Origin of the sequence: Peredibacter sp. HCB2-198, from assembly GCF_045999315.1 — a bacterium.
GTDB lineage: Bacteria > Bdellovibrionota > Bacteriovoracia > Bacteriovoracales > Bacteriovoracaceae > Peredibacter.
Map to the genome: position 1 here is coordinate 2,234,529 of NZ_CP174607.1, position 13,650 is coordinate 2,248,178.

At 41.6% G+C, this 13,650-nt stretch carries 12 protein-coding genes and 1 riboswitch; of the genes, 6 read left to right on the top strand and 6 right to left on the bottom strand.

The features are described 5' to 3' along the window. Window positions 1-68: 68 nt before the first annotated feature. Together ACJVC5_RS11070 and ACJVC5_RS11075 are read left to right on the top strand one after the other, a co-directional pair. Window positions 69-848 carry a protein-glutamine glutaminase family protein gene (locus tag ACJVC5_RS11070; RefSeq protein ID WP_408095572.1) on the top strand — a complete coding sequence of 260 codons (780 nt, stop codon included), beginning with the start codon at window positions 69-71 and terminating at the stop codon, window positions 846-848. Next, complete coding sequence (locus ACJVC5_RS11075; protein WP_408095573.1) at window positions 849-1,538, top strand: hypothetical protein; 690 nt, start codon at window positions 849-851, stop codon at window positions 1,536-1,538. Here the strand turns inward: ACJVC5_RS11075 and ACJVC5_RS11080 are convergent. Next, on the bottom strand, window positions 1,535-3,382 hold the full coding sequence (locus tag ACJVC5_RS11080) for a B12-binding domain-containing radical SAM protein (RefSeq protein ID WP_408095574.1): 1,848 nt from the start codon (window positions 3,380-3,382) through the stop codon (window positions 1,535-1,537). The two genes, ACJVC5_RS11075 and ACJVC5_RS11080, sit on opposite strands and share 4 nt — an antisense overlap. Window positions 3,383-3,698: 316 nt before the next feature. On the opposite strand from ACJVC5_RS11080, the gene ACJVC5_RS11085 reads away from it, so the two are divergent. After that, window positions 3,699-4,652, top strand: coding sequence for a hypothetical protein (locus tag ACJVC5_RS11085; protein ID WP_408095575.1), 954 nt, complete (start codon window positions 3,699-3,701; stop codon window positions 4,650-4,652). A 2-nt stretch (window positions 4,653-4,654) separates the two neighbouring features. Then, window positions 4,655-5,401 carry a hypothetical protein gene (locus ACJVC5_RS11090; protein WP_408095576.1) on the top strand — a complete coding sequence of 249 codons (747 nt, stop codon included), beginning with the start codon at window positions 4,655-4,657 and terminating at the stop codon, window positions 5,399-5,401. Between the two features lie 26 nt (window positions 5,402-5,427). Here ACJVC5_RS11090 and ACJVC5_RS11095 read toward each other — a convergent pair whose 3' ends face one another. The 4 genes from ACJVC5_RS11095 to ACJVC5_RS11110 form a co-directional block, all read right to left on the bottom strand. Further along, a complete protein-coding gene (locus tag ACJVC5_RS11095; protein ID WP_408095577.1) occupies window positions 5,428-6,756 on the bottom strand; it encodes a TAXI family TRAP transporter solute-binding subunit in 1,329 nt (442 codons plus the stop codon). An 8-nt stretch (window positions 6,757-6,764) separates the two neighbouring features. Then, on the bottom strand, window positions 6,765-8,144 hold the full coding sequence (locus ACJVC5_RS11100) for a hypothetical protein (protein ID WP_408095578.1): 1,380 nt from the start codon (window positions 8,142-8,144) through the stop codon (window positions 6,765-6,767). A gap of 61 nt (window positions 8,145-8,205) precedes the next feature. Continuing rightward, window positions 8,206-9,177, bottom strand: a complete 972-nt coding sequence (locus ACJVC5_RS11105) for an EamA family transporter (RefSeq protein ID WP_408095579.1) — start codon at window positions 9,175-9,177, stop codon at window positions 8,206-8,208. 11 nt (window positions 9,178-9,188) lie between these two features. Beyond that, window positions 9,189-9,286, bottom strand: a riboswitch (purine riboswitch). Window positions 9,287-9,299: 13 nt separating this feature from the next. Further along, complete coding sequence (locus ACJVC5_RS11110) at window positions 9,300-10,361, bottom strand: hypothetical protein (protein ID WP_408095580.1); 1,062 nt, start codon at window positions 10,359-10,361, stop codon at window positions 9,300-9,302. Between the two features lie 119 nt (window positions 10,362-10,480). Here ACJVC5_RS11110 and ACJVC5_RS11115 point away from each other — a divergent pair, with 119 nt between their 5' ends. Continuing rightward, the gene (locus tag ACJVC5_RS11115) at window positions 10,481-10,894 is read left to right on the top strand and encodes a hypothetical protein (protein ID WP_408095581.1); all 414 of its coding nucleotides are present in this window, start codon (window positions 10,481-10,483) and stop codon (window positions 10,892-10,894) included. A 21-nt stretch (window positions 10,895-10,915) separates the two neighbouring features. Further along, window positions 10,916-11,944, top strand: a complete 1,029-nt coding sequence (locus tag ACJVC5_RS11120) for a restriction endonuclease (RefSeq protein ID WP_408095582.1) — start codon at window positions 10,916-10,918, stop codon at window positions 11,942-11,944. Here ACJVC5_RS11120 and ACJVC5_RS11125 read toward each other — a convergent pair. Beyond that, window positions 11,941-13,614: an Eco57I restriction-modification methylase domain-containing protein gene (locus tag ACJVC5_RS11125; protein ID WP_408095583.1), complete on the bottom strand. Its 1,674-nt coding sequence runs from the start codon at window positions 13,612-13,614 to the stop codon at window positions 11,941-11,943. The genes ACJVC5_RS11120 and ACJVC5_RS11125 overlap by 4 nt on opposite strands. Between the last annotated feature and the right edge of the window lie 36 nt (window positions 13,615-13,650).

Here is a 13,650-nt window from a genome sequence, read left to right on the forward strand (position 1 = left end):
CTCTAAGATATAAATCATTTGTTTGAAGTTGCGATCTAACAAATGACACTAAACTTAGGGAGTAATTCATGAAGAGTTTTATGCTCATTGCATTCTTTGTCTTCGGCCAGGGAGTTAGAGCTGAGACAATTGGGGATGGTATTCATTCCATCGTCAGGGGAAAAGACGGTGAACCTCATTTAGTTAAAATGAATTCTGGTGAGGTCAAATTCATTGAGCAAAATGAAGGACATAAACTTGCGGCCTTCGAGAGAAAGCTCATGGCCAATAAATCTATGTCAGTCTCTGGTGTTCAGAATAAATTCCAACTTCAGCCGGAAGCAAGCTATGAGCCTACAATCGTTCCGGATGAACAGATCCCTGAAATTTTTAAAAGAATGAATCCGTATATGCGTAGAAAATCTGAGTGCTCGGATCGCGCCCATGTATGGGCGTATGATGAATTTCAGAAAAGTGGTATCAAGTCGCAAAAGGCCTTCCTTATGCTGACTGATACATACATTAAACGAACGCGCTATAAGTGGTGGTTCCACGTAGCTCCGATGTACACAACAGCTTCCGGGAAAAAGATAGTCATGGATTATCAATTCCTTGATCGTCCGGTGACATTCACCGAGTGGAAAAATTTCCTAGTATTCAGTAAGCGTGAATGTGTGACCGACTTCAAGTTCAATGATTATGATGCCGGTGCTGATCAGACTCAGGATTGCTACACAAAGCATGAACCAATGTATTACTACATTCCTCAAGACATTGGTGCTTTTGAGAACGGTAGACAAATTACTGGTTGGAGTGTTTCTGGAGTAAACGCAGCACGCTCGCGAGCTTTCTTTCAAGGGAGTCTTTAAATGAAACCAAATACAATTTTTGTACTGATGGCGCTTTTAGGACTTGTGGCCTGTGGTAAAGATGGTGGTGGTAGTGGAAGTGGCGGAAGTGTCACTCAGGCCGCCGCTCGTGAAATGGTCGAGGCGGCTCCAGGGACTTATTATGCCGTCCTTCGACCGGTTAATTTCTACTCTAATGGTTTCATCCCATATGGTTCGGCCACCTTTACTTTGCAGGCCGATCAACTTCAAGTCAGCACCAATTTGGATGATGATCAGGCGGTTCCTCACAGACAGACTCTGCATATTGGAACTAGATGCCCGACTCAGGCAGATGATTCCAACGGTGACGGCTTTGTGGACTATGAAGAGGCCATGAAAGTTGTTGGTTCAGCTCTTATGCCATTGGATGATGATTTAAGTTCACAAATAGCAGGAAAGGACATTTATCCAAGAGGTCGCGCTATGACTTATAAGAAGTTCGCATCTCTCTCAAAGGTCAACGCTGACCTTTGGAAAGCAGATGAAGATCCTTCTGATAATGTCATGAAACTAGCAAGTGGGCAGGGCATTGGTTTTGAAGGAAGAGTGGTTCTGGTTCACGGAACAGCCCCTCAGAGTTCATTTCCAACAAGCCTTGCAGCTCATCCAGGTGAGCAACCGCACATCTCTTTACCAATTGTTTGCGGGGTAATTGGGAAGATTAATTAGAAATTGATTTCTACTTTGGGCCTCGGCACTCTCTCGTCAAACCAATCACGGAGATCCATGTCGAGGCCTTGTCCTAACATGTAGTTGTAAAGCGCTCGTCTTAGTCCTACTCCAAGCATATCGTGATCGACGAACTTCTCTTCAGTAAAGGGAAGTTCGTTGTTCGCAAATAGTCCGTGTTCAGGTTTCTTCTGAGGAACAATCTTCACTTTAAATTTATCAGGATTCATTCCCACCGGAGAGTGGGCGGTCAAAGCAAAGCGATGCCAGTAGGCAGAGCTGAGATAATGTTTTTTGAAAAGTTGGCGAACGACCTCGAGGCTGTCGATGGTTTCCTGCATGGTCTGAGTAGGAAAACCGTACATGAGATAAGCATGAACAAAAATTCCCGCGTCCTTGAAGTTCTTTGTGACCTTTGCGACTTTCTCGATGGAGATACCCTTGTCGATGAGTTTAAGCACGCGCTCTGAGGCCACTTCAATCCCACCAGTAACGGCAATACAACCGGCCTTTTTCATAAGCTCTGTCACTTCGGCGGAGAAGTACGGGTCAAAGCGGATGTTACCCCACCACGTGACTTTGAGATTTCTTTTCAGGATCTCTTCACTCATGGCCTTAAGGAGTGTCGGAGGAGCGGCCTCGTCCACGAAATGGAAGCCATTAACACCAGTTTCCTGGATGATCTTCTCCATCTTGTCGACTACACCCATCGCCGTATCTGGCTCATAACGGCCAATGTAATCGAGACTCACGTCACAGAAGGTACACTTCTTCCAATAGCATCCATGGGCAAGGATCATTTTGTTCCAACGACCGTCGGTCCAAAGTCTTTGCGTAGGATTCATATTGTCCATCATGGAGACGTAGCGATTCATCTCCAGACCTTTAAAGCTTGGAGCATCTAGGTTTTTGAATTTGATATCAAACAATTCCGGACTTGAGACGAAAGTAACCTTATTGTCCTTGCGATACATGGTTCGAAGTAAAGGACCATCACCTGTTTCGATGAACTTCAATAAATGCTCGAGAGGTTTTTCGCCATCATCGAAAGTAATGTAATCAATCAAATCAAAAATGCGTGGGTCCTCGAGAGAGCGAAGCTCCGTGTTCACGTAACCGCCACCTAAAAGAACCTTCACGTTAGGTGACACTTGTTTCGTGGTTTCAGCGATTCTAAGAGCACCTAAAAGGTTTCCGGGGAAAGGAACCGAGATTCCCATCACGTCGGGTTGAAACTTTTGAAGACTGGCCTTTGTAAGCTCAGCGATCCATTCATCAATGATTGTTTTCTTTTTAAGACGTCTATAAATGGGAGAGTAAGAGGTAAGTGAAAGCGCGATCTTCTCAGCATAACGAGAAAATCCAAAGTCCTCATCCACACCCTGTCGGATAATATCTGCGAGATCATCCATAAAAAGGCTGCAGATGTGCTTGGCCTTATCTTTGTCGCTGAGATCATTATAAAGATCCAAGACCCCACCCTGATTATCGTCTAATGGGATAAAGCGAGGGCCTTCAGGAATCGTCTGGCGCTCGATGATGGTTTGGATGAGAGGTGACTCATCTTTTTGAAGGAACGAGATAACAGCATCAATGTTGTTTTCGTATTCCTGGTGAGCATCCAGATAAAAGTCTAACAGTTGATCTTTGACCTTGGACTTTCTGATGATCTTTGTAATCTCTTTGAGACCATTCTTAGAGAAAATCTTCAGGATGAGTTCAAGCCCTAGATCAATCTGATTGACCTCATGTCCTAGCTTTTCAAGATAAGACGTTAAATACGCCGTAGACGGGTACGGAGTATTGAATTGGGTCAATGGGGAGAGGGCGAGGAGGACTTTCATTAGAAGATTCTAGCAGATATGGTTAATTCCGTCTCATCAGTTTAGAGTTCTCAATAGGATTGCCGCCACTGATTCTCGCTTATGTAAATTGGTAGTTAGAGTGATTTTTGATCATTCAGGTGCGAGCTGTCTGGGTGTTGTATTTGGCAGGGAAACTATCAACTTTCAATCCAGGCCCTTACTAAGGTAGCAAAGCTACCTTAGTAAGGGCCTCAGGGATTGTCAACTAATCATCTGAATTTACTAGCTTGTAACGTGAAAACGTGATCGTAACATATATTTGTTACAATCACGTTTTTTGTGTTACAGTAGGTGCATGAGAAGTATAGCCGAAAAAACTATTAATAAGTATCTGCCAAGTCTTAAGGTTGAAGGGAAGTCAGTGAGGCTCAAAAGTCTTCCTGCATTTTACCAAGGACTCTATGACTTTGAAGAGCTAGATATTTTTGAGCAACCTTTTTTGGTTATCAGAGTTAAAGATAAGGGGCTTGGGCCGAAAGACTTTAAGAAACACAGTAAAATACTAAAGGCCAGTATCAATTACCCTCAAATCTGGTATCTGAAGGAACTTCATTTTAATAAGGTTCAACGGATGATTGAGAACGAGCTGAACTTTGTTATAGAGGATAAGCAGGTTCATTTACCTTCCTTGAACGTTTCAATAAGAGCAGAGGTCGTAAAGGCAAATCCCATAACTCAACTTTCTGGAATGTCAGTAAATATGCTTATTAGAGAAATTCTTTTGGGCGATCTAACTGGTAAAAGTAAGGTTGAAATTGCGACACTCTTTAAAACAACAAAGATGTCAGCAGGAAGAGCCATTGAACCACTTCTAGAAAATGAATTGTGTTCTGAGATTAAGGTTGGAGTCGTAAAGAAAATTCAGTTTAAAGATCGTTCTGAGCTTTGGAACTATCTTAAAAAGAACATAAATTCGCCAGTCAAAGAGGTCATTTTTATAGATAAAGTTCCGAAAGCTCTGCCCCTGTCTGGTATCTCGGCCTTGTCAAAGCAAACGATGCTGGCAGAAGATGAAGTCTTTACTTTTGCTTCTGACAAGAGAGCTTTTAAGAAGAAATTTACGAATACAGAACCAGTGCTTGAAGAATTTGCAAAGGCCCGTATTGAATTGTGGGATAGGCCCACTACATTACAAGAGAATGAGTGTATCAATGTTATTGATGCTTACTTGGTATTGAAAGACATCAAGGATGAGAGGGTGCAAATAGAGTTAAGTAAACTACTCAAAAAGCATAAATTGGAAATCTAGTTATGGTTAAAGGTCTAGATCACTTTAAAGATTATTTCAGGGCATACTCGGAGAATTTTATTCTAGTTGGAGGAGTAGCTACCTATCTTCTTCTTGATGAAGTTGGGGCACCAAGAGTAAGACCAACAAAAGATTTAGACATTGTTTTAATAATGAAGCCAAACTCTGAATTTTTGAATGCCATTAAAGCTTATATAAAGCTTGGTGATTATGAAATTCAGAAAGGAAATAAAGGACAATCCACTTTCTATCGCTTTCAAAAACCTAAACAGGATGAGTTCCCTGTTATGATCGAGTTGTTCGCAACAGCTGAAGGAGATTTAGATTTAAACGAAGGTCAACATATAGTTCCTGTTGTAAATGAAGCGGGAATTGAATCACTCTCAGCTATTCTTTTGGATGACGAGTATTATGCGATCATAAGAAAAAATGCAGTTGAGAAAGATGGCATCTATATATTGAATGAGAAGGCCCTTATTCCATTTAAGGCCAAGGCCTATCTGGAAATTAAGGAGAGGGGCGGCGATTCGAAAGAGTGGAAAAAACATCGAGGGGACATCATCAATTTGGCGGTCGCCTTCCTCACTGAGGAAAGTGAAGAGAAGCTTACAGGAAAGGTGAGGGAGCATTTTCTAGAATTTATGAAACAGTTAAAAGAAGAAATGAATCCAGAAATAATTGAAGGCGCCTGTAGCCAGAAAATTCCTGCAGAGACTGTCGTAAAAATGCTGGAGTTTACATTCTTATAGAAGGCCCGTGATAGAGGGCCTTAGTATTAGGCCCCCATCTTTGAGACCATTAACCTTCTCACATACTCAATATGCGAGCGAAGCATATAAAACTGATCTGCGAGAATCGCTTTAACCTTCATACGCTGAACTTCTTTTTCAATGTTTTCAAACTGCTCATAAAGCGCTTTTAGTTTTTCCACATCGTTCTCGTACATAAACTTCTCTTCGAGTTTCAGAAGCGCACGGTAACGTCTGCGGATACGAAGATTACCAAACCAACGGAAGATCGCCGGAATACTACGTACGGCCGGAACAAGTAAGATCAGCATTGGTAGGAAAGAAATAAGGATTCGATTCAGGAGACTTGCCATCCAGAATGGAAGGTAGCGATAGAGGAAGCCCTTACCAGACTTATAGAAGCGATGAGCGTCATCACTTAATGGAATTTTATTCTCGGCCGCCACGGGAAACTCATTACGCTTTTTGAAGACTCCCGCATTTCCATGAATATCCATTGCCGCATCTAAAATCATATCAGATAGAGCAGGGTGAAGATCCTTAGTGGCAATAAGTTCAACCATAGGTCCAATGAGAGTTATATTCTCAGAAGGAATGTTCTTCTCAAAGTTTAGAACCCCTTCTGGAACTTCTAACTTGTGAAGGATATCAATCTTACGAATATAAGCGTTGGCGTTCTTAAAGTTCATGAGTCTAATGTCGTCAGAGTTCATAAGCTTTCTCAGAACATCAAGAGAGGCGTCTTCTCCCATCAGGAAAGCGCCGTCGATTTTCTTCCCAAGTAGTGCCTTGCTGACTTCTTCGCCTTCTAAGGTTACGAGGTTTGGACCTTCAGTGATTCCATTGAGTTTTAAAATCTTGAGCGCAAGTTTACGAGCACCAGAACCTTCGGAGCTAATCGCAATCGTTTTACCTTTCATCTCATACATGCGCTCAATCGGCTTACCACGGTAGAAAAAGAAAAGAGGCTGGTGGCTAATTCCACCAAGAGAAATAAGACGTCTGTATTTCTTGCCGTCTTCCTCAGACCCGCTTTGAACAAGCGCAAGATCAATCTTAGTGTCTTTCTCGTAGATACGGTTCAGGTTATCGAGAGAGCCATTTGAAGGAAGGACATTAACTTTGATACCGTTCTTTCCAAGGGCCTTCTGATATTTCATAGCGATTCCGTGAAAAATACTTCCTTCAGGACCGGAAATGAAAGTAAGTTCAGTAGGAGGAGCGCTCCGTACGAAGAACACAATCCCGGTGAAGATAATGGCACTCGAGACGAGAATAATGGATAGGGCCACAGTTGGTCCTAGATCAAAATATTCCATTAGGGTGTTAAGACTTCTACGATAAGCTTTGTTCATATGTCTCTCTATTGAATGCGACCAATTTTCAGCATGAAGTTACGATCACGAACATCGACACCAACAAGATGGAAATTCGGAAGTGCTGGAATTAGTTTTTCTGGTTTGATTTTTACTTGAAGAACTCGACTGTGATCTTTGTTACCAAGGTACTTATAAGTCGCAATTCCACTCAGGGCGTTCTTTAAACGACTTTTTACGGCCGTAAGGACCACTGGAGTCAGAAATTTAAGATCTACATTCATCACTTCTAACTGACGAAGGCGTACTTCAAAAATATCAGGATCGGTTGAAGTAAAATCCACCAGACCTTCAAAGGGAATGTCCCAGAAGAGTTTACTAATCTTGCCGGTGACGTGAATTCCCCCATTCTTAAAACGGATTTTAAAATCTTTAATAGAGTCACCGATCTTTGCTTTTTCTTTTTCGAGCATCATCTTGCTGGTAAACAAGTCTTGGCTCAGACGAATCATGAGAGAAGGGGGGATTTTATAATGAATAGGTTTACGAGGAGTTTTCTTAACTGCCGGGGGAGCTTCAGTCACCATTGTATTGATGTCGAAGACCAAAAAGTTTTCACCACTATTGTCTGGATTATTATTTCCGACGCGAATTCCACTTAGTTCAATGTCTTTAAGGTATGGCACAAGTTTACTGAGTTTAAGCTTCAGCATAAGAGTGTTGCCAGTGGCCTGAATCTCATTGTTGAGGTTGAAGTCTTTCTCACTCGAGAAAGCAAAGATACTGTTGAGGGCCTTGGCAGTACGACCGAAGTTCTCACGTTCTAGTTCAGTTGAAGCAATTTGAAGTTCTAAAGACTTCTTCCCGCTTTTTAAAACGGCCAGAGCATCCGGGTTCTTTTCAGTGGCGATAGAAGAATTAGCGACTTTTAGAAGAGCTTTATACTTTGCGATCTTGCGATCAAAAGTAGAGAAGTCACCGGAAAGAGCTGCGAGATATCCACGAGTGGCCGCAAGACCAAGAGACAGAAGCTGAACCGGAATTACCACGCGGTCACGTTTTGGATTCCTAGAATTCGCTTGATAGAAATAAGTTTCAGAAAGAGGGAACTCAAGGATCAGGTGCTTATGCTGACTGATCTTAGGAAGAATTGACAGCTGAAACTTAAAACGGGCGAGATCGCGTTCAATCCCAATGGCACGCATATCATCCAGAGGAAGTTGGAAATCGCCTTGAAGTAGCATCTTGCTTGAAACCGGATCGAGTTTCATTTTGAGGTTCTGAACCAGATCAGACTTCGCTAAATGTCCTGCCAACTGTTCATTGATAAAGGCCTCAGAAATGAAGATGCTTGCGACCTTACTTTCAAAAAGGTTTTGGGCGTGCACGAAGCTCGAAAAAAAGAGGGCAAGAACGATGTATTTCATAGGGGAAATCATAGCAACTGGAGCGGGCCAGTGACAAGAATACACCCACGATAAATAAAAATTATGTTTTGAGAAATGTCTTATAGTTCATGAGAACAATCGCTGCCAAGATCAGGAATACTCCAACCCATTGGACTGGATTCACAACCTCACCTAAGAACGTGAAGGCGATACACATGGCCACAGGTAGTTCTACCGAAGATAGGATGCTTCCGAGGCCGACTCCAACAATGGGAAACCCTTTGTTGAGCATGACCGGCGGGATCACGGTCCCAAAAATGGCCACAATCAGACCATAAGTGAGAAAAATCTTTGGATCAAAGGCCTTATTGCGAATGAATTCTTCACCCACCAGGTTGAGATTCAAGTAATGTGGCCCAATCTGAGTAAGCAATGTGAAAAGCAGAACGACAATCACTCCACCATACAACATGATCTTACTGCGTTTAACAGGTGCCAGATGAGAAGCGACACTATTTGTAGAGTAAAGGGTCCAGCTAAATGACATGGCGGTGAGAATACCCAGAACCAGTCCTCGGATATCAATAGATAAATTCGAGGAACCCAGGACTTTAGTCGCGAGGAGTGTTCCGAAAATAATGAAGGCCACTGCCGCGATTTTTTCTAAACTTGGAAGGCGCTTCGTTTGAAAAGCTTCAACGATAATTCCCATCCAAACCGATTGCATCAGAAGAACCACGCCAATAGAAGCATCAATATATTGAACCGAGAGATAGTAGAGCACACTCGTAAGAGCAATCGGAATCCCTGCGATCATGAGCTTCTTGATATCAGACGATGTCGCTTTTTGCGCATTCTTTGACAGGAAGAAATCCAAGATGGTGAGAATGAGAGCGCCCCAGATAAATTGAGAGAATGTCACTTCGGCGGTCGTGAAGTTTTGCTTGTAAGCGAGTTTTACAAACGTTGAAAGCATTCCGTAACTTGAGGAACCGATCAAGATAAAAAGAATACCCGAGGTAAGGTTTTGATTAAGTGAATGTGATTCAGCTTGATAAGCATGAGTGGCCATTAAAAACTTCCAGTTTAATTTGGAGTTCCAATAGTCAACTCTTTAAGGCAGTTGGTAGAGACGTTCAACCGTATTATGAACTTATATCAGGACTAACAGGGCCGAAATTACGCCCTGTTTTATTATTTGTAAAGTAGAAGTGTAATTCCTTGCTGGTTCCCCAGTGAACCATTTCCATGAACAAGTCCTAGATGTGCTTTTTTTGAAGACATAAGTCTTTCTCTCATCACAATTAAAGAGTTTAAAGAGGTAAGATTCCAAGCGGCCTTTCCAAGATTTAGTCCGCCAGTAATAGTCACTTCATGTTTTGTTAAAAGCTCTTTAATCTCACTCATATTTTTTACGAGACCCAGGCGATAAATAAGTCCCATTGGTACTACTGGGTAGCAAGTATAGGCATCCAGGAGCGCGCGACCTTTTAGGAACTCTGCTTTGAAATCTGTCTTTGATTCTGCCAGGGCCTTGTTGATAGTGCGTTTTAAGTGCAGATAAGGAGCGATTTTTGGAAGAGATTCCATTCCATCAACGGAGAGTTTTGTGAAAGCGTTACCAATAATCTGAACACGCTTTCTCTTGGGGACTTTAAGAGTGTCCGCAATCTTTTCGTTCGTGAGAATGATTTGCCCTGAATAGTCCACGTTAGGATTCGCGCAGTCCACGCCTCTGAAATATTTAGTGAGTGGTTGAAACCAGCGTTCATCAGGTAGATGTCCTTCAGGATTAATCTTCTTCCAGGTCTTCACGTAATTATCAAAGAGAGCATCTCTGATTTCGAAGAACTCTTTCTCACTGAGTTTATGGTAGCGAAGAAATAGGGGAACAAGCTTATCGTAGCCTTCGAGCGGAGTGAATTTCTTATTATAGAGTTTCATGAAGCCTTCGCGGGCCCCTTTCTCATAACCGGTCTTTAGGTAATCAGTTCCTTTAATGACAACGACATCGGCCTTCTTTGAAGAGAGAAGTTTTCTGGCCTTCTCTACAGCAGCGTTTGCCGAAGCTCCGCTTTTGAACTGTAGTGGTTGTAGTTTATCTTCCCAGCGCTTGGCGAGGTTTACGATTTCAAGAGTAACGATGCGGAGGTCTTTCTTCTTGGCCAACGTCAGGACTTTTTCCGTCTCTGTGTGAGAGCCCTTATTGTCTACGATGCGGTCGCCGGCGATGATAAAGGTCTTTGTTTTAGTCATAATGTTCACTTTTTAGACAGTGGCCAAACTCTATAACTAATCTTACGGCTATCTCCGCGATTTTTGAATCCAATTTCTGGTACGCGAGTTGCTTATATCTCCCGAAATAGGAGAATCCCATGAAAGTCCTGTGCTTACTTAGCTTACTGTTCGTCCTTCCATTTGTTGGGCAGAAGGCCCACGCCTTCAACGGTCACGGTAAATTTAAAGTCGAAATGGTTAAGCCTTGGGGAGAGTTCGGTTTTCGTGCCTTAGGAAAAGGGACCGATATTAAAGAAATGCGTTTTGATTGTAGTCAAAACTCGGATGTGGGCCTTGTGGTTAGCGTGGTTAATAATTACGGGAAGAGAAGTAATATCGTACTACCAGGTGAAAAACTTGGTTCTGATAAATTCAAATGCCAAGCAACTCTTAAGAAATATTTTGAAAATGTTCATACGGAGCGAGGGCTTGCGAGCTTGAAAGATAAGAGCAAGCACAGAACATTAGATCTGACTATTGCTGAAGGAAAGAAAACCTTGAGTTTTAGATAGTTCCCCACGATAAGCATTTAAATGAAAAGTGCGAAGCTAAAAAAGAAAGAAATTGAAAAGGCCCGTTTAAGTCTTCATGTTCCTTTGGAGGTTGAAGACCATTCTTACAGTAATGAAGAGCTACGCTACCTTCTTCTAGAAGCACTTGTAGGTATTTCTACAGCAGGAATGGCCAATAAAACGCGATCAAAGTTTGTTAAGCAAGAAGTCTGTAAAGCTTTGGGATATGAAGTTCCAAAAACATTCAAGAGGACTAAACCTCGATTCTTGTCACAAAATTTTGATCTGATCGTACAGCAAAGAAACAATCTCCAGATTTGGAATGAAGAAGTCCTACCAAATAGACGCTATGTCTTTGTTCTGGTGAATGATGAAGGTCACGTTTATGAAATCAAAATTTTAATTGGTGAAGAACTAAAAGTATTAGATAAAACGGGTACCTTAACGCATAAATATCAAGCCAGATTAAATGAACTCGTAGGATGCCCTGATATTTTCTCTAAGTCTGACTCAGAAAGGTTACAACCATTTTTAAGTGCCACTAATCCTAAAAAGTTCTCCACACGTCCTTCAGAGTCTCCATTAACTGGGGAGATCTTGAGTACAGCAGAAATTGTTAAAAGACTAAAGAGTGTCATAAACAAAGAATTTATTAATGATGGGCCCAATCAGGACAGAGTGAGAGGAACGATCATTCATAGAGAAGTCTGCCGTTTGCTTGGATATGAGTTTTCTGACAATGGACAGTTCCCAGACGTTCTTTCGCAACTTCTTGAAGTAAAACTTCAAACATCTCCAACCATTGATCTAGGTCTTGTCTTGCCTACGGATGAGACAACTCTGTTAAAACTAGAAGGCACCGAAATTCGCAATTGTGACGTGAGATACATCGTCTTTGAAGCTGAAGTAACTGAAAAAGGCTTTCTGGTGAAGAATTTTGCCATTGGAACAGGAGCGGACTTTTTCACTCGATTCCGTCAGTTTGGAGGCAAGGTAAAGAACAGTAAGATTCAAATACCACTCCCGAAATCTTTTTTTGAAAAGGTTTAGTCCTTAATGCCGAAGGCCTGATAAATCAAATTGTCTAGATTGGCTTCCAACGAATCAGTATTGCCTGGCTTCGCTTCAAAAATCTTCTTGGTTAAAGAAATGATTTTCTTCTTTTCGCTGGCATTAAGCTTTGGAATGGGAAACTGCTCCACGTATTGAGTCATGAATCTTCTTCTTCCAGAGTAAAGCTTATTATTGAACTTATGGTCGTAGAAATCTTCAATGAACTTTGAATTTGCGACTGCCAGAACAAGCCAAATGTCTTCCTCGTTCTGTTCCTCATTGAGAGTGATCCAGTAACAGTCTCCATTTACAATGGCCCCACTGTTATCGAGCCAGAAAGTTGGTCTTTCACAAATGTCTCTGAAAACGATCTTAGGTTTTGACCAGAGAGATGGCTCCTGAGGGACCCAAATTTCATACCAGTTTCTGCCGGCCTCAATTAGGTATTCTCTCGCTTGGAGCTGCTTTTTGTGAGAGTTAAGATATTTCCAGGTCTTTGGAAATTTACTTAAGTCGATGGCGACTTTTTTACCCTTCACTGATTCGTGAGTGTAAAGAATTTCCCTTGTATTTCCCTCGTTCTCTTTAAATCTTTCAGCAAAGTGATGAGTAATCAGTTTTTTTAGAATGTTTTTCTCTGGTCTTTGATCTGGAGATAAAGAGCTCCAGTTTTTACTAATAAATACTTTATCGGCCGTGGTCTTAACACCAACTCTGATTTTTCCAATTTGGCCGAATGAACAGAAAGTGTTTTCTTCCACCTTGCGGGCCCACTCATCCGTATCATCATTTGATATAGACCATACTACTCTTTGATCACTTTCTTCTCTTAAAAGACCGTTCTTTACTTCAAAGGTTTGGTCACCAATTCGGTATAATCCATTGCCTTGAAGAACTGCAGTGTAAACATCTTTGCAATCAGCAGTTTGAGTTGATTTCGATGAATAAATTGAGGCGAATTTAGATTTTTGTTGTTCTGATTCTTTTAGCTTAAATACTAAGACTGCAGGTAGGACGGCCGCTTCAAAAATTTTTGTATCACCAAAATCATAAATTTCAGCAAACGAATAATCTTTTAATAATCCGCTTCGTACCGGGGCCCCTGATTTTGTTGTCATGAAGCGATTAGAGACAATGAAACCGGCCACTGATTCACTGTGCATGTATTTTTGAATACCCATCAAGAAGACGTAGTATAAATCAATCCTTCCTTCCAGTGAGTATTGCTCACTTAGAGATGAAGTGTTTTTTGTGCCAAGTGCTTGAGTGCGAACATAGGGAGGGTTTGCAATGACTAAGTCAAACTTACTGTTCACGTCGCTCGTCGTGAAATCTTTTTGTTCGATACGAACTTCGAGACCAGACTTTATTTCTTTTATTCTTTTAGTGGCCGATTTGATGGCCTCTTTATCAATGTCAAGGCCATAGACTTTTACATCAATTCCCTTGGCCAAGATCTTCTGCGCAAGACTTTTTAAAAGTTCTCCATCTCCTACGGCAGGATCAAAAATAGAAATAACTTTTTTAGATTTTAGATTAAAGCTTGAAAGGATTCTGTCGGCGGTGAAATCAGCAAGTTCTTTTGGAGTATAGTGAACTCCATTGAGCTTTTTATCATCATGAATTTGATATTTGCCTTTGATTTCTCTGGCCTGTACGAGTTCCATTTTTCTTCCTGTCGCTGCTTAAAGTCATCGTAGAAT